Genomic DNA, 14,925 nt, shown 5'->3' on the forward strand with positions numbered 1-14,925 from the left:
CAGTTTGTATTTTTAATACGCACATTATGTGCATGAACAACGCACATACCAGCCTGCCGGATGCGGTGCAAGAGCCGCCCCGGCCTTTTCCCGCCCCAATGACCCCACCGCAGAGCGATTTGCGGGGTCTGCCCTTTATGCCGCTCGATACCTGCCGTCTGCTGGATAGCGACCTGTTCGCCCTGAGCACGGGGGACGGGTTTAAATGCGCCGTAGCCTTGTGGTGCAAGGCATGGCAGCAGGTGCCAGCGGGCAGCCTGCCGCATAACGACCGGGTTCTGGCGCATCTGTCCGGTGCGGGCGGGCGGTGGCCTACGCTGCGCACGGTGGCCCTGCATGGGTGGGTCGTCTGCTCGGATGGGCGGCTGTACCACCCCGTTATTGCGCAAAAAGCCAATCAGGCCTGGAAGGCCCGTCTGGCCCAGCGTGCCCGTGCGGCCCGCCGCTGGGGGCATACGCCGGAGGAGAGTGCTCCCCCCATACCGGCCCCCGCGTGCCACGGCACAGCCCACGCAGATGCAAGGGAGAGTGAGAGGGAGAGCAAGAGTCGCTCACTGCGTTCGCGGGGGAATAATCAGGCGGATTTAGCGCGGGGGCGTTCCAGCAAGGCGCATGTGCCACACCCGCTGGAGGAGCAGGCCGCGCGGTTGAGGCAGCGCAGCGCGGCCCGCAAACAGGGGCGGGAGCCAGCGCGTAACACGCCAGAGGCGCAGCCCCACATGGCGGGTGATGACAAACCCGGTGGTGCGGAATGTTGAGCCTGAACGCGCAGGGCCACGGCACAGCGGGCCTGCCCCAGCCCAGCCCCGCACTGGCTGGCCAGCTGGAGGCGTTCCGCCCCGGAGGGTTTGCTCCCCCGGCTGCCCTTGTGGACGAGGCACGTGCCCTTCTGCCAGCCTATACCCGCGCCCTGTCCCCCCTACCTGTGCTGGAACTGACCAGCAGGGTAGAGGAGTTTGCCGAAATGCTGAACGCGGGCGTGGTTAACCCACTGCCCGGCGTGGCCCTGCAACTGCGTTGTGTCGCGCTGGTTACAGCCTGCGCCACAGTGCCAGCACTGGCATGGAGCGAGGCCACTGTGCGCCGTGCCCTTATGGCGTTTACGTTTTTTCCATCCGCGGCACAGTTGGTGGCGTTGCTGGAGGCACAGTGTGGCGAGGCCCGCGCCACGCAGGGCCGGTTGCGCCTGATGGTGGCAGAGGCCGACCGGCGCATGGCGCGCGCACAGGCGCAGGAGCTGCGCTGGGCACAATGGGAGCAGCACCATGCGCCGCAGCCTGTGTACAACCCTGTGGATAATGTGGATTGTATGCAAAATCGGACCTGATTGCGCGCCACTTTACAAAAAATTGAACAGTTTATAGCCCGTTTTCCCCAAAAAGGTGGAAAAGGCAGGGTAGGCAAGGATTTTATGCAAATGAATGCATCCCACACGCAGGTTTCCCAAAAGCAGGGTGGAGCACCCCATGCGGGTCTTTTATCCGCGCAGGCAGGGTGCCAGCCCACGGCCGAGCGGATGGAAAAGTCCATCTTTGCGGTGGACACAGCAACCCCGGGCGCCCCGTTGCGGGTGCTGGGTACGGTGCAGGCGCTGCTGAATGCGCGTGACATTACCCAGGATGCCGCCAATGCAGCGGAACGCTGGTATAGGGACTGGGTGTTTGCCTATGTGGGGCATATTGAATACCCCACAAACCATACGCCCAATACCCTGACCCGGCATGATGATGTGTCCTGGCAGATGACACGTGCGCACGCCGCTGGCCGTCTGGCCGATGTGCGCCACGCTCTTGGTTTGTGTGCCGATGTGCGGCTTAAACTGATGCTGGTGGATGAGCTGTCATTCATGCAGATGGGGCGTGTTCTTTTTCCGCATTTGTCAGATGCGCGGGCGCGGCTCAAGGTTTCTGCCCAGTGCGCCATGCTGCTGGAGCAGCTTGAAGGGTTTTATAACAGTCTGCGCCGGGCAAACCAGAACCGTAAAAAACCGCGTTCCGGTGTGGCGGCAGGCTAGGACGGTCAGGAAAAAAGCTGGTGCAAGGCATGGATTTGTAAAAAATATGCACAATGTGCGTTTTTTTAACTTGCCATGTGCGCGCAGCCTGCGTATGTAAATACCTACATTGGAATTCCTGCGCCAGACCGCAGCAAGCCGCCCCACCGGGCGGCTTTTTTTATGGGCTGGGCGCTACGCGGCATACAGGGCCGTATTCGCCATTTGTGGAAAAATCATGATCCAGTCAGTCAGCTATGCCGATGTGGTGCGTCTGCACCGCACGGATGCCGTGTGTGTTGGCCTGCGTGCGGGCCTGCCCTTGCTCTGCTTTTTGGTGCCCGAGGCGGAAAATACACGCCACAGGGCCGATGTTCCCCTTTCGTGGTGCGAGAGTGCGCAGGCCAACCTGCCGCCAGAGGTGCGCGTGCGCTGTGTGGTGCGCGAGCGGGCGGTACGTGGTTCGATTGTGGGCCAGCTCCCCCAGCCTGCCATGCAGCGCATTCACGCCATGATCGCGCGCGAGCGTACCAGCCAGACGGTGGAAGGAGGCTGGCCGCACAGGACCACGCCCCACAATAAGGCCAGCACCCATGCCTGCATGCAAAAAAACACCAGTTCCCGCCACAGTACTGCCCGAACCGGCTATTACGCCTGAGGTCTGGGAGCATATCTTCAGTCAGGCGGAGGAAGGCCACACCCTGCGCCAGATCAGCACGGGGACGGGCATGCCAACATGGGAGCATATGCGCGCCAGCCTGCGTGCAAGCCCCACACTGGCCAGTCGCTACGCCCGCGCAAGAGTGCTGGCAGCAGAAGCGTTTGAGGACCGGCTGTTGCAGGAGGTCCATAGCATTAGCGGGGAAGATACAGCCGCCATGCGCCTGCGGATTGATACCCTCAAATGGATCATGTCCAAGCGTGCGCCTGCCCGCTACGGCGAAAAAGCAGCAGGTGAACCACAGGAGCCCCCCGCGGCCCGGCCCGATGGCAGGCCCCGCACCATTCGCCGTGTGATTGTGGACCCGCAGGTGCGAGAAGCAGTAAAAAATGAGCAGACCAAGCCTTAAAATACCCACGGCAAGGGTGTTCGCACCCCTGCTGGCTCCGTGCCGTTACAAAGGCGCTTATGGGGGGCGGGGGTCTGGCAAGTCGCATTTTTTTGGCGAATGCGTGGTGGAGGAGCATCTGCGGCTGGCAGGGCACCGCACAGTGTGCATCCGGGAGGTGCAGAAATCCACCCAGTTGTCCTCCCGCCAGTTGATTATTGATAAAATCAGCCAGTTTAACCTGCAACAGTATTTTGATGTGCAGGACAGGGCCATTCGCACACCGGGGGATGGGTTGATTGTGTTTCAGGGCATGCAGAACCACACGGCAGAAAGCCTGAAGTCACTTGAAGGGTTTGACCGGGCATGGGTGGAGGAGGCGCAGTCCGTCTCCGCCCTGAGCTGGCGTATGCTGCGGCCCACTTTACGCAAAAAAGGGGCGGAAATCTGGGCATCATGGAACCCTCATGCTCCAACCGATGCGGTGGATGCGTTTTTCCGTGGTGCTGGCTCGGACCGGGCGGACCTTGTGGCCGTGCGGGCCAACTGGTCGGATAACCCGTGGTTTGATCAGGGCACCTTGCCAACAGAGCGGCTGGAGGACCAGCGCACCCGCCCCGATGAATACGGGCATGTGTGGGAAGGGGATTACCAGAGTTTTTCCGCAGCCCAGATTTTTGCAGGACGGGTGCGGGTGCAGGACTTTGCAGTGCCCGAGGATGCACGGTTTTACTACGGTGTGGACTGGGGTTTTGCCAAAGACCCACTGGCCGCTCTGCGCTGCTTTATTGCGGGCAATACAGTGTATATCGACCATGAAGCCGGAGGCATTGGCGTGGAGCTGGATGCCATACCCGCCGTGCTGGGGCAGGTCCCCAATGCCGGGCAATGGCCATGGAAGGCCGATGGCGCCCGACCGGAAACCATAAGTTTTCTTGCCCGCACATATGGGTTTCGTATCAGTGCCGCCAAAAAATGGCCCGGCAGCGTGGAGGACGGCATAGCCCGGCTTAAAGCGTTTGATGCCATTGTGGTGCACCCGCGCTGCAAGCGGGTTGCGGAGGAATTTCGTTTGTATTCCTACAGAATAGACAAGGACACAGGGGATATTCTGCCCATTGTGGAGGACGCGCATAACCACTGGATAGATGCGCTGCGCTATGCGCTGGACGGGATTATTCACAACCGGCGCACCATGCCCCGCTTTAACGCCGGAACGCTCCGGCACATTCTGCACGCCAGCAGGGACGGAAAAAACGGATGACAAACTGGTTGGCCCGCCTGCGTGGGCATTCAGGCGCAAACCCTGCGCAGGGTGGGGGAGTGCGCGCAGCCACAGCGGCGCAACGGGGCAAGGCTGGGCGCATGGAGCCATTTTTGCCCCATAACCCGCCCGCTGCGGCCCCATCATCCACCCGCCCGCCAACCCACCCGCACACAGGGCATGGCGGGGGTAAGCGGCGTTTGGGCTTGAGTGCCCTGTCTGGCTTTGGCGGGCATGCTCTGGAGGAGCCTTCCCCCACCATACAGGACCGGGCGGCGGCCCTGTTTCTGCCTTACCAGCCCCCACGCGGGGTGCGCGGGGCAGGGGCGGCTGCACTGGCTATGGATGAAGGGCTGGGGGCGTATGCCAGCGCGCAGTATGGCATGGTCTCAAGCTTTGTGGAGCAGGGGCTTGCCTTTAAAGGCTACCCCACTCTGGCCGCCATGATGCTGCGGGCCGAGTTTAGAAAACCCGTGGAAATCATTGCGCGTGAGGCAACACGGGCATGGATCCGCTTCCGCTGCAACGGCGTGCAGGCCGATGCCACCCAGACAGCCGCGCGCCTGCGTGCGGTGGAGGTGGAGTTCCAGCGCCTGCATGTGCGCGATGTGGTGCGCCGCCAGATTGTGCATGGTCTGGGCTTTGGCGTGGGCCATATATGGGTTGGCCTGCGTGGTGTACCCCTGAACGACGCCGGGCAGGCCGTTCCTTTGTGCCTAACCCCGCACGGCATGGCGCGAGGCCAGCTTGAACGGTTGGTGAACATAGACCCCATATGGACCACCCCCAACAGCTATAATGCGGATAACCCGCTGCGGGCGGATTACTATCGCCCGGCGGACTGGTGGGTGCAGGGGGTGCTGGTCAACAGTTCGCGCCTGCTGAGCGTGGTGCCGTTTGAAGTGCCGGATATTCTCAAGCCCGCCTTCAACTTTGGCGGTCTGGCCCTGCCGCAGATGCTGGAAACCTACGTGCACAATTTTTTGCGCACGCGGCAGTCAGTATCGGACATGGTGAGCAACTTTGCCACCAAGATTCTGAAAACGGATATGAGCGGCACCATGCAGTCCGATACCGGCGTGCAGTATGCCGATATTGATGCCCAGAGTGTTACCGCACGTGTTGCGGCCATGAATGCCTGGCAGAGCAACAACGGTACGTTCGTGCTCGACCGCGAGAGCGAGGATTTTGACATAAAGTCAGCCCCGCTCAGCGGTCTTGCGGAACTTCAGGCCCAGTCGCAGGAGTTCATGGCCGGTATTCCCGGTATTCCGCTGGTCAAGCTGTTTGGGATCCAGCCGCAGGGTCTTAATGCGTCCTCGCAAGGGGAAATCAGGGTTTTTTATGACGAGATCGCAGCTTTTCAGGAGGCCCACATGGCCCCCGTGCTGCGGGCTCTGTTTCACCATGTTCAGCTTAACCTGTGGGGGCGCATAGACCCCGATCTGGATTTTGAGTTCGTTCCCCTGTGGCAGATGTCCGAGCAGGAAGCCGCCGCAGTGGAAAAAACCAAAACCGACATGGATACGGCCAATATCCTCTCGGGCAAGATCACCCCGCACGAGGCCCGTGCGCGTGAGGCAGCGGATGCCCAGAGCCTGTACCGCACCGCAGGGCTTGCCCACCCCATGCCCGGTGGTGGGCCGGATGCGGATTTTGTCAAAACGCCACAGGCAAAAAGAGCAGAACAGCATGAATGACACACTCGCCCATGACCGCATGGGCTCGGTCCGCATGACCGATGAGGACGGACGCCTGCATGTGGCCGCAACCCCCATAAGCAAGGCGTGCGTTAACGCCTATTACGGGCGCGAAATACCCGGTGCAGATGCGCTGGGCCTTGCCCCGGACAGGCTGTACAACCTGCTGCGTGACCCCGCGGAACTGGCCCGCGCAGCGCCCAGCTTTAACGCCCTGCCGGTGCTGGCCGAACATGCCCACGTTACCGCTGCCGCCCCTCGGGCCGATCTGGTTGTGGGCACCACGGGCACCAATGCGCGCTTTACCAGCCCGTATCTGACCAATTCCCTGGCGATCTGGAATGCCGGGGCCATTCATAACATCCGCTCGGGCGCGCAGCGCGAACTCTCCTGCGCGTACCGCTACACGCCGGTCATGGAGGCAGGCCAGTTTGAAGGCCAGCCCTATGACGGGCGCATGACCAACATTCGCGGCAACCACGTGGCTCTTGTGCCCAGTGGGCGTGCCGGGCCGGATGTTGTGGTGGCGGATGCCAAACCAAAGGATATTGCTATGGTTCAAACACATGCAGCCCCCACGGCGGGGCAGGTTTTTGCCCGCCTTGGCACGGCTTTTGCCACAGGCGCACTGGCCATGACCGCAAGCCTGAGCGAGCTGGAAACATGGCTCAGGCATACCGGCATAGCCAGTGCGCAGGGCACGGCAGAAGGAGCAGCCCCCCCGGTGCCGCCGGATAATGGCGCGGCAGAGGCAGGGGCGGGTGGCACAGGCCCCGCAGCCCACACCACTGCGGGCAGCCCTTCCCTATCCCCGGAGCAGAAGCCCGCCCGTTCGGCCACCGAGCAGGACCAGGCGGCACAGCCTGCCACTGCGCAGGACAGCGCGGTGCAGAGTGCCGTTGCCGCAGCTCTGGCCGCCGAACGCACCCGTGCCGCAAGCGCGCAGGAAGCCCGCAGCCTTGTCCGCCCGCTGGTGGGTGATGTGCTGGGCATGGATAGTGCGGCCGATATTCTGCGCTACGCTCTGGGTGAGCAGGGTGTGGGCACGGAGGGCGTAAACGAGCCGGGGCTCAAGGCCCTTGTGCTGGCCTGCCTTGGCACGGCGGCTACCCCCGCCGCATCCGGCATGGGGGATCGCGCGGGGCATGCGCTGGGCGCGGCCGATCATGCGGCCCCCCATGCGGCGCATCTGGCAACCCGCTTTGGCGTGTCTGCGCCGCGTAAACTTTAAAACAAGGAGGAAAAAGCAATGCCTTTTCCCAATACAGTGCATTATGGCTGGCCTGCCGGGTTCCCCGGTGCATGGGCCAGCCAGAACCCCCAGCGCATGGTTGTGCCCGGGGCTAACGGGTTTTGTGCCGGGGCGGGGGGTGTGGTTGTGGCCGCCTTTGCCTGGGTACAGGCTGACGGCACCACTGTGCTGAACAAGCCTGACCCGACAAACCCCAAGGCAGCACCGACAGGTTTTGTTGTGCGCGCCCAGCAGGGGCAGGCCACGCAGTATATGCAGCAGAACACCATGACCATTGCGCAGGGCTTTATGGTGGGGCTGGCCGAAGGGGGGGATGTGTTCGCTCAGGCGACCACGGCCTCGGCCACGGGGCAGGCGGTTTATGCCTCCCTTAGTGATGGCACGCTCCAGTGTGCGGCCGCAGGGGCGGCCCCTACCGGCACGGTGGATACGGGCTGGTCGGTGGCGCAGGGGGCGGCTGCGGGGCTGCCGTTCATTATCACCGGCCCACTTGCGGGTGCGCGTAGCGCGCTTTCCTCCACCTCTGGTACAGGGAACTAACAGGGTATGAGCACTTTTTTCCGGAACGATGCACCAGCCCTTGCGCGGGACTGGGGGATCCATCTTGGTGGTGTCAGCCGCTATTTTTCCGAACTGGCGCAGGATGCGGCCTTGCCTGCCAATATGGCGGTGACCGCGCCCAATAGCGGTATTCCCGCCCTGTTCACCACCTATACCGACCCGGTGGTTATTCGCGCTCTGGTAACGCCCACCCGCTCGGAGGCCATTTACGGCACCGCCCGTAAAGGGGACTGGACAACCGATACCGCACAGTTCCCGGTTGTGGAACTCTCCGGTTATGCCGCAGCGTATGATGATTACAGCCCCGCAGGCACGGTGGATTCCAACGCCAACTGGGTGCAGCGCCAGTCTTTTTACTACCAGACCTGGACCCGCTGGGGCGAGCGTGAGGTGGAGCGTATGGGCGCTGCCAAAATTGACTGGGTCAACCAGAAGAACCTTGCCTCTGCCTCGGTCCTGAACCGTAACCAGAACCAGATCAACCTGTTCGGCGTTGCCGGGCTGGAACTGTATGGTGCGCTCAACGACCCCAACCTGCCGCCCGCCATTGCCCCCACGCCCAAATTTGCGGCGTCCGGCACGGCAGCAGCAGGGAACACATGGGCGGATACAACGGACCCCGTTCAGGTTTATGCTGATATTCTCAAGGCTTTTGGCACGCTGTCTGCACAGATGGGGGGTAACCTTACGCTTGAATCGCCCCTTACGCTGGTTATTCCCACCGAGCGGCAGCAGTGCCTGCTCTATACCAACCAGTATCAGGTCGCGCTGAGTGACCTGCTGAAGAAAAACCTGCCCAACCTGACCATCCAGACCCTGCCCGAAGCCGGGGTCACGTTGGGTGGCGGGCAGGCGGCTACCACGCTCATGCAGCTGTTTGTCAGCGAGGTGGAAGGCCAGCAGGCCGTGACCACCGCCTTTACCGAAAAACTGCGTGCCCATGCGGTGGAACGGTATTCTTCCAGCTTCCGGCAGAAAAAATCGCAGGGCACATGGGGGACCATCTGGTTCTACCCGCAGGCCTGCGTCACCATGGCAGGGGTTTAAAACCAATGGCAGCAGCATCTTCCAATGCCTCCCGCGCAGGGGGCACGGTTACGGTTATCTGCCGCATGCCCGCAGGGCTTGTGCTGGACCTGTATGACACGGCCGAACTGGCCGCGCGGGCCCGTGCGGCTACCCCGGTTATGGCGCCGCCCAAACCCAGCACGTGCGTGCGGCTGAACGGGGCCAAGGCAGACCCGCGCTACCATGCGCGGGACAACCTGTTGCTGGGCATGGGGGGGCGTACACAGGTGGATGCCAGCTTCTGGCAGGCATGGCTGGCGCAGAACCCCAACTTTCTGCCGCTCAAGAACGGGCTGATTTTTGCCCAGCCCGATACGGATGCCGCCGGGGCGGAACTGGCCGAGCGTGGCCAGCACCGCACCGGGCTGGAAGGGCTGGAGCCCACCAGCCTGCCCGGTGTAACACCCTTTGCCCGGGATGCCGCCTGATGTCCGACGCCACCACAACCCCTGTACCTGCAACGGCGGTCCCCACAACAGGTGCCGCCATGCCGGGCGTGGTCGTGTTTGATTACACGGCCTGGTCGGCCCGGTTCGCGGGGCTTGCGGCCAGTGTGGGGGCAACGCAGGCACAGGCCTGTTTTGAGCAGGCTACGCTGTACCTGCCCAATACCCCCACAGGCCTGGTGCCTGATACAGGGCGGCGCGCGCTGCTGCTGGGGTTGCTGGTGGCCCATATTGCCACGCTTGAGCTGCCACAGGAGCAGGGCGGCAATGGCGGGCTGGTGGGGCGTGTGGCCTCCGCCAGCAGGGGGAGTGTGTCGGTCACAACCGATTATGCCACCCAGACCGAGCGCGCGGCATGGTTTGCCCAGACCCAGTACGGGGCGGCCTTCTGGGCGGCCACGCGGGGGCTGCGGCAGGCACGCTACGTGCCCGGTGGACCGCAGATGCCACGGATATGGCCCTGATTTTTGTGTAACCGGAGTGTTCCGCCATGCAGATTTTTGCACTGGCTGGTCGGCTGAGTGGTGCGGTCAACCCCTGTGTTGCGGCAACCCTGCTGGCCAGCACGGGGAGTGTAACCAACCCCGATGGCAGCCAGACCCCCACCTACACCGCACTGGATTTGCAAATAGAGGTGCAGGCCGTAGCGGGGGAGGACCTGCAACTGGTGCAGAATATTGCCCAGCAGGCGGACAGGCGCGTGGTGTACCTGCCTGCTGCCGCCCGTGCGCTTAACGGCGCATTGCAGTGCGGGGGCGATATTTTGCAGTTTTACGGAGCGGACTGGCTCATTACCCAGTCCCTCGAACAATGGGGGGAGGGGGAATGGTCCAAGGTTCTGGTGATACGGCAGAACAGCCCACAGGCGTAACCTTTCCCGATGATGGGCAGATTTATGGGGCCGTGCGCAACTGGCTGCTCAGCACCCTGCCTTCATGCGTGCAGGTGGTGCAGGGCCAGCAGAACCGCGTGGCCCCACCTTTAGCCCCTTTTATTACCATGACTCTGGTGGAGCGTACCCGCCTTGCCACCAATAGCTGGAGTTACACGCCCACCACGCGGGAGGTGCGCGAACCCGTAAAGCTGGGCGTGCAGCTTGGTGTGTTTGGCTGTGGTGCGGGGAGCTACGTGCAAACCATAGCCGCCCTGTGGCGCGACCCGCAGGCCGGTGCCTTTTTTATGGGTCTGCCCTTCCCGCTTGCCCCGCTGGATGTGGAAGCCCCCATCCAGTCCGGCTTCAGGGACGCCGAACATCAGTATGAAGAAAACTGGACTGTAACCCTGCACATGCAGGTCACATTCAGCCTGAGTATTGCTCAGGATTTTGCAACAACCCTTTCGGTCATCGCACTCAGTGCCGATGTATCCGACCCGCCAGAGGAGTAACGCTGTGGCTGGCATTCCCATTTCCACCATTGTCAAGGTCACCCCCGGTGTACTGGCCGCCGGTGGCAGCCTGAACGCCCTGACCGGCCTTGTCCTGAGCACCAATGCCGCTGTTGTGCCCGTGGGCACCGTAAAGGACTTTACCGCCGCAGCCGATGTGGGTGCGGCATTTGGTATGGAGTCCGTAGAATACCAGATGGCCTGCGTATATTTTGCAGGCTACACCAATGCGGCCCTGACGCCCGCCCGTCTGTTGTTTGGGGGGTACGCAAACCCCGCAACCGGGCAGAGCGTGGCCGAGCAGCTAACCGCCCTGCGCGCCACCAATGCCGCATGGAATGCCCTGACCCCCGCTTTTGAGCCTGATCTGGCGGACAAGCAGGCCATGGCCCAGTGGGTGGCCACTCAGGGGAACACCATCTGGGCCGTGCTGTGGGATACGGACACCCAGGCCACCACCCAGAACAGCACAACCGCATTTGGCGTATGGCTTAAAAACCAGAACCTGAGCGGGGTCAGCGCTGTGTACAATGACCCGCAGACAGCGGCCCTCTGCCTTGGGTGGATGGCGTCCCTCTCCTTTGGCACAACGGCGGGGCGGCAGACGCTGGCCATGGTGCAGGATGCATCGGGGCTGATTGTGCCGCCTGTGATGGATGGCACAATGGCCGCAACACTGCTGGATAACGGCTACAATTTTTACGGTGCGTATGCCAACGGTTCCAGCACGTTCCAGTTCATGCGGCCCGGTTGTGTGTCTGGCCCGTTCCTGTGGGCGGATAGTTACGTCAACCAGATCTGGCTCAATGCCAGCCTGACCTCGGACCTGATCACCCTTTTGCTCAATACCGGGCAGATTCCGTACAATACGGAGGGCGATACCCTGGTGGCGGCTGCCGTGCAGGGCACCATTACGCAGGCATTGGGTTTTGGGGCCATTCAGCCCGGTGTGGCGTTAAGCACGGCGCAAAGGCAGCAGATCAACAATGCCTCGGCCGTGGCTACGGCGGCGGACAGCGTGGCCACGCGGGGGTGGTATTTTATGCCCAACGTGTCCAGCGCTGCGGCGTCCTTCCGTGTGGCGCGTACCACCCCGCCCGCGCGCCTGTGGTACGCGGATGGCCAGAGCGTGCAGGCCATTACCCTGAACAGTGTTGAGGTACAGTAATTATGGCGCTCGATATTTCGGCAGCCAATGCCATTTTCACCATAACCGTGCCGGGCCTGTATAATGCGCCCGTCACACTCAAGAACTTTTCAACCGACCGGGCGTGGGATGTGGCGGAGCAGAACTGCGCGCATACCCAGATGTCGATAGATGGTTACCTGAACGCGGGTTTTGTGCCCGAACCCGTGGAGCAGTCCATTACGCTTTCTGCCGCGAGCGAGAGCGTCATCGTGTTTGAAGCCATTATGACCGCCCAGCAGACCGCGCGCACGCTTTACCGTCTTGGGGCGGAAATTACGCTCACCGGCACAGGTCGTAAATACACACTGGTCAATGGCGTTCTGCACGGCGTGTCCCCCATGCCCAGTGCCGGACGTTTGCTGGCAGACCGGCATTTTGCCGTAAGCTGGCAGGCCATTTACCCGGCGGGGCTGTAATGGCTATCCGCCAGACCAGCGTGACCGTCCCGCTTGAAGGGGCGGATTACGGCAAGGTGTTTGTCATTACCCGCATGTCCGCCATGGAGGCGGACCAGTGGGGGCGGCACTGCCTGCAGGCAGCCATTGCCTCGGGCGCGGACATTCCGGGGCTGGAGGTGGATGCCGGGCTGGCCGGGCTTGCAGCCGTGGGGCTGGGCATTTTTGGTGCCATGGACCCCGAGCGGATGGACAGCCTGCTGGAGCGGCTCATGCGGTGTGTGAGCGTACAGCCCGACCCGCGCAACGCCGCCGTGCGCCGCCCGCTGGATGAGAGCGATCTGGAGGAAATCCCCACCGTTGGCTGGCTCCAGAAGGAAGCTTTTGCCCTGCATGTGGATTTTTTCAAGGGCGTCGGCCCGTTGTTTTCCCTTCTGTCGGCCCTGCTTCAGACAGAACCCGGCGCGCCGCCGCCCGATGCCCCAATGTAAGCGAGCGGCACGCGCTGGTCATGCTCGAAGGGCTGGCCAGCCTGTGCGAGCTGCAAACCGTTTATGACAGCGAGGATTTTGAAAACCTGCTGGAAATGGCTCTTATCAAACGCTTTAACAGGTAAAACGCAATGGCAACGCTAACACAGTGCCTGACTGCCGCCTTGGTGCCCCGGTATTCCGGTGGGGCAGGCGCGGTGCCGGTGCATGCTGCAATGGCGCGGGCGGTGCTGTCTGTGCTGGTGGGGGCCGCGCAGGGCGGGGCTTCTCCGCTCAGGTCGGGGGGCGCGCACGGGCGGGGTGTGGTGGCAGCCCTTATGGCTGCGCTTCCAATGGTGCGGGCAGAAGGGGCCGGGCTGGCCGGGGCACAGGTGCCCGGTATGGCAGCATTCTCTCCCGGAATGTCCTTCCCTGCGGTGCAGCCATTGGAGCAGGTTGGAAAAAGCCAGCCCGCTTTAAGCGGATTTTTGCAAAAATTGTGGCAGGACCGCCCAGTATCGCCCGCCCTGTGGCAGATGCCACAGCAATTTGTGGCACCAGATGGAGCGGTGCAGGTTATGGCAGCCCGGCAGGATGGGGCCTTACCCGGTATGGCCTTTACCGGAACTGCGCCGCAGGGGGCTGGCGTGCTGAGGAGTGCTGCGCTGCTGGCTCCCTCCGAGCCGGTATTTGTGCAGTCCTTCGCTACCCACCAGTCTTCCTGTCTGGTGCCCGATGCTGGAGGGGGGAGGTCTATGTGCGCCATTGCAGGCGGGTATGGGCAAAAGGTTTACGTTCCGGCCGGGCATGGCGTGGCCATGCTGCTGGGGCATATGGCGGCCACACAGGCACAAAAAAATGCGGCGTTTGGGGCTGTGCACAGGATGTGCGGTGTTTACGACACAATGCGCGCCATGCCGCACCATGCCGGGCTTATGGCAGATGTTCTGCACCATGCGGGTGTGTCTGGGGGGCTGGAGGGAGCAGCACAGGGGGCACTCCCCCCTGTGCCAGATTACCTGCATGCCATCAGCCGGGCCGTGGGGGTTGCCAGTATGGTGCTCCCCTCCACGGCTTCCGCCCCTGCGGTGCAGGCACAGATTACAGTCAATGCCCCCAACAGCACCCCACAGGCTATCGGGAATGAGGTCGCCCACCGGATGAGCACGCTGCGCATGCAGGCGCGGCAGGCCAATATGGGGCAGTTCTAGGCTCTGTATCGTTGAGCGGTGCAAGGTGCTGGCATGGTCTATCATGCGGGCAGGAAACTGGTTTATGGTGCGCCCCATGCGTGTGGTACTGGCTTTTTTTGTATGGTGTTCTGTTGCTGTTCCCGCTTGGGCGGTGGAGGAACAATGCCAGGCATTCGGGGTAAATGCCCAGTTGCCAGCACTGACCAACCGCCAGTTGGAACAGGGAACGACCCTGCTGTGTAACCTTGGGTATGCGGCCCTTGTGTCCACCGTGTCGCACGGACCGTTATGGGCGGCGGAACACCTGCGGGCGAATGATCTGGCCGCTGCGGCTGACCTGCCGCGCAAAGGGCATTTTTATGCCGACCCGCGCTGGCCCGGCGGTGCCGCGCTGAGCGATTACAGGCGCACAAAACCTTATGACCGCGGGCACATGGCCCCCAGTGGGGACCAGCCAACCCTACAGGCCCAGCAGGAAACCTATGCCCTGTCCAACATTGTTCCTCAGGCCTCTGTGCTCAATAAGGGGATCTGGGCACGCATGGAGCACAAGGTGCGCCTGCTGGCCGAGCGTGAGGGCGAACTGTATGTGGTTACAGGCCCGGCTTTTCATTTACGCCCCATTGCCATGCAGGGGCATGACCATGTGTATGTGCCAAGCTCGGTATGGAAGGCCGTTTACTCCCCCACGCGGGGCAGGGCGGGGGTGTATGTGTGCAAAAACCGCCCCGTTCACCCTCATTGCGATCAGGTAAGCGTGCAGACCCTTATCCGCAATACGGGGGTGGACCCGTTCCCTGCCGTTCCTGCGCAGGTCAAGGCACAGGTGTGGCATCTGCCCTCCCCCTGAATGTTGTGTGGCTCCCTCCCTTTGGGGCAGGGCGGGTAGGAGGGTTTGTAACGTGCAACAGGCGGCCCCAGTGGCCGCTTTTTTGTTGCGTTCCCCCTTGCCGCCCATT

At 62.4% G+C, this 14,925-nt stretch carries 19 protein-coding genes; all 19 read left to right on the forward strand.

Going from position 1 to position 14,925, the window contains the following annotated elements:
* Positions 1-32: 32 nt before the first annotated feature.
* Entirely contained in the window at positions 33-758 is a 726-nt protein-coding gene (locus HNR55_RS12340) for a DUF1376 domain-containing protein (RefSeq protein ID WP_166115830.1), read from the forward strand.
* Positions 752-1,327, forward strand: a complete 576-nt coding sequence (locus HNR55_RS12345; RefSeq protein ID WP_166115832.1) for a hypothetical protein — start codon at positions 752-754, stop codon at positions 1,325-1,327. The genes HNR55_RS12340 and HNR55_RS12345 overlap by 7 nt, the downstream gene beginning before the upstream one ends.
* A gap of 90 nt (positions 1,328-1,417) precedes the next feature.
* Positions 1,418-2,014, forward strand: a complete 597-nt coding sequence (locus HNR55_RS12350; RefSeq protein ID WP_166115834.1) for a hypothetical protein — start codon at positions 1,418-1,420, stop codon at positions 2,012-2,014.
* Between the two features lie 217 nt (positions 2,015-2,231).
* Positions 2,232-2,651, forward strand: a complete 420-nt coding sequence (locus HNR55_RS12355) for a hypothetical protein (RefSeq protein WP_166115836.1) — start codon at positions 2,232-2,234, stop codon at positions 2,649-2,651.
* On the forward strand, positions 2,587-3,063 hold the full coding sequence (locus tag HNR55_RS12360; RefSeq protein ID WP_166115838.1) for a terminase small subunit-like protein: 477 nt from the start codon (positions 2,587-2,589) through the stop codon (positions 3,061-3,063). Before HNR55_RS12355 ends, HNR55_RS12360 begins: the two co-directional genes overlap by 65 nt.
* Complete coding sequence (locus tag HNR55_RS12365) at positions 3,044-4,306, forward strand: PBSX family phage terminase large subunit (protein WP_166115840.1); 1,263 nt, start codon at positions 3,044-3,046, stop codon at positions 4,304-4,306. The genes HNR55_RS12360 and HNR55_RS12365 overlap by 20 nt, the downstream gene beginning before the upstream one ends.
* A complete protein-coding gene (locus HNR55_RS12370; protein WP_166115842.1) occupies positions 4,303-6,006 on the forward strand; it encodes a phage portal protein in 1,704 nt (567 codons plus the stop codon). Before HNR55_RS12365 ends, HNR55_RS12370 begins: the two co-directional genes overlap by 4 nt.
* Positions 5,999-7,237 (forward strand): DUF2213 domain-containing protein, encoded by a 1,239-nt coding sequence (locus tag HNR55_RS12375; RefSeq protein WP_166115844.1) that lies wholly within the window; start codon positions 5,999-6,001, stop codon positions 7,235-7,237. The genes HNR55_RS12370 and HNR55_RS12375 overlap by 8 nt, the downstream gene beginning before the upstream one ends.
* An 18-nt stretch (positions 7,238-7,255) precedes the next feature.
* On the forward strand, positions 7,256-7,798 hold the full coding sequence (locus HNR55_RS12380) for a structural cement protein Gp24 (protein WP_166115846.1): 543 nt from the start codon (positions 7,256-7,258) through the stop codon (positions 7,796-7,798).
* Positions 7,799-7,804: 6 nt separating this feature from the next.
* A complete protein-coding gene (locus HNR55_RS12385; protein WP_166115848.1) occupies positions 7,805-8,866 on the forward strand; it encodes a DUF2184 domain-containing protein in 1,062 nt (353 codons plus the stop codon).
* Positions 8,867-8,871: 5 nt separating this feature from the next.
* Positions 8,872-9,315, forward strand: a complete 444-nt coding sequence (locus HNR55_RS12390) for a hypothetical protein (RefSeq protein WP_166115850.1) — start codon at positions 8,872-8,874, stop codon at positions 9,313-9,315.
* Complete coding sequence (locus HNR55_RS12395; RefSeq protein WP_242005584.1) at positions 9,315-9,797, forward strand: DUF4054 domain-containing protein; 483 nt, start codon at positions 9,315-9,317, stop codon at positions 9,795-9,797. Before HNR55_RS12390 ends, HNR55_RS12395 begins: the two co-directional genes overlap by 1 nt.
* A 26-nt stretch (positions 9,798-9,823) precedes the next feature.
* Complete coding sequence (locus HNR55_RS12400; protein ID WP_166115852.1) at positions 9,824-10,204, forward strand: hypothetical protein; 381 nt, start codon at positions 9,824-9,826, stop codon at positions 10,202-10,204.
* Entirely contained in the window at positions 10,159-10,719 is a 561-nt protein-coding gene (locus HNR55_RS12405; RefSeq protein ID WP_166115854.1) for a phage neck terminator protein, read from the forward strand. The genes HNR55_RS12400 and HNR55_RS12405 overlap by 46 nt, the downstream gene beginning before the upstream one ends.
* A gap of 4 nt (positions 10,720-10,723) precedes the next feature.
* Positions 10,724-11,887 (forward strand): DUF3383 family protein, encoded by a 1,164-nt coding sequence (locus HNR55_RS12410; protein ID WP_166115856.1) that lies wholly within the window; start codon positions 10,724-10,726, stop codon positions 11,885-11,887.
* Between the two features lie 2 nt (positions 11,888-11,889).
* Positions 11,890-12,324 carry a phage tail fiber protein gene (locus tag HNR55_RS12415; protein ID WP_194300270.1) on the forward strand — a complete coding sequence of 145 codons (435 nt, stop codon included), beginning with the start codon at positions 11,890-11,892 and terminating at the stop codon, positions 12,322-12,324.
* The gene (locus HNR55_RS12420) at positions 12,324-12,794 is read left to right on the forward strand and encodes a hypothetical protein (protein ID WP_166115858.1); all 471 of its coding nucleotides are present in this window, start codon (positions 12,324-12,326) and stop codon (positions 12,792-12,794) included. The genes HNR55_RS12415 and HNR55_RS12420 overlap by 1 nt, the downstream gene beginning before the upstream one ends.
* Before the next feature lie 131 nt (positions 12,795-12,925).
* On the forward strand, positions 12,926-13,984 hold the full coding sequence (locus HNR55_RS12425) for a hypothetical protein (RefSeq protein ID WP_166115860.1): 1,059 nt from the start codon (positions 12,926-12,928) through the stop codon (positions 13,982-13,984).
* 64 nt (positions 13,985-14,048) lie between these two features.
* Positions 14,049-14,816 (forward strand): DNA/RNA non-specific endonuclease, encoded by a 768-nt coding sequence (locus HNR55_RS12430; protein ID WP_166115862.1) that lies wholly within the window; start codon positions 14,049-14,051, stop codon positions 14,814-14,816.
* The last annotated feature ends 109 nt before the right edge of the window (positions 14,817-14,925 follow it).

It is taken from the genome of Acetobacter lovaniensis (assembly GCF_014207635.1).
In the GTDB taxonomy this organism is placed as follows: Bacteria; Pseudomonadota; Alphaproteobacteria; order Acetobacterales; family Acetobacteraceae; genus Acetobacter; species Acetobacter lovaniensis.

Bases quoted from the DNA above. Each gene is read 5' to 3' on its own strand.
- HNR55_RS12360 (WP_166115838.1), top strand. From the start codon at position 2,587: ATGCCTGCATGCAAAAAAACACCAGTTCCCGCCACAGTACTGCCCGAA.
- HNR55_RS12415 (WP_194300270.1), top strand. From the start codon at position 11,890: ATGGCGCTCGATATTTCGGCAGCCAATGCCATTTTCACCATAACCGTG.
- HNR55_RS12400 (WP_166115852.1), top strand. From the start codon at position 9,824: ATGCAGATTTTTGCACTGGCTGGTCGGCTGAGTGGTGCGGTCAACCCC.
- HNR55_RS12390 (WP_166115850.1), top strand. From the start codon at position 8,872: ATGGCAGCAGCATCTTCCAATGCCTCCCGCGCAGGGGGCACGGTTACG.
- HNR55_RS12340 (WP_166115830.1), top strand. From the start codon at position 33: ATGAACAACGCACATACCAGCCTGCCGGATGCGGTGCAAGAGCCGCCC.
- HNR55_RS12365 (WP_166115840.1), top strand. From the start codon at position 3,044: ATGAGCAGACCAAGCCTTAAAATACCCACGGCAAGGGTGTTCGCACCC.
- HNR55_RS12370 (WP_166115842.1), top strand. From the start codon at position 4,303: ATGACAAACTGGTTGGCCCGCCTGCGTGGGCATTCAGGCGCAAACCCT.
- HNR55_RS12380 (WP_166115846.1), top strand. From the start codon at position 7,256: ATGCCTTTTCCCAATACAGTGCATTATGGCTGGCCTGCCGGGTTCCCC.
- HNR55_RS12375 (WP_166115844.1), top strand. From the start codon at position 5,999: ATGAATGACACACTCGCCCATGACCGCATGGGCTCGGTCCGCATGACC.
- HNR55_RS12350 (WP_166115834.1), top strand. From the start codon at position 1,418: ATGAATGCATCCCACACGCAGGTTTCCCAAAAGCAGGGTGGAGCACCC.
- HNR55_RS12405 (WP_166115854.1), top strand. From the start codon at position 10,159: ATGGTCCAAGGTTCTGGTGATACGGCAGAACAGCCCACAGGCGTAACC.
- HNR55_RS12420 (WP_166115858.1), top strand. From the start codon at position 12,324: ATGGCTATCCGCCAGACCAGCGTGACCGTCCCGCTTGAAGGGGCGGAT.
- HNR55_RS12425 (WP_166115860.1), top strand. From the start codon at position 12,926: ATGGCAACGCTAACACAGTGCCTGACTGCCGCCTTGGTGCCCCGGTAT.
- HNR55_RS12395 (WP_242005584.1), top strand. From the start codon at position 9,315: ATGTCCGACGCCACCACAACCCCTGTACCTGCAACGGCGGTCCCCACA.
- HNR55_RS12355 (WP_166115836.1), top strand. From the start codon at position 2,232: ATGATCCAGTCAGTCAGCTATGCCGATGTGGTGCGTCTGCACCGCACG.
- HNR55_RS12385 (WP_166115848.1), top strand. From the start codon at position 7,805: ATGAGCACTTTTTTCCGGAACGATGCACCAGCCCTTGCGCGGGACTGG.
- HNR55_RS12345 (WP_166115832.1), top strand. From the start codon at position 752: ATGTTGAGCCTGAACGCGCAGGGCCACGGCACAGCGGGCCTGCCCCAG.
- HNR55_RS12430 (WP_166115862.1), top strand. From the start codon at position 14,049: ATGGTGCGCCCCATGCGTGTGGTACTGGCTTTTTTTGTATGGTGTTCT.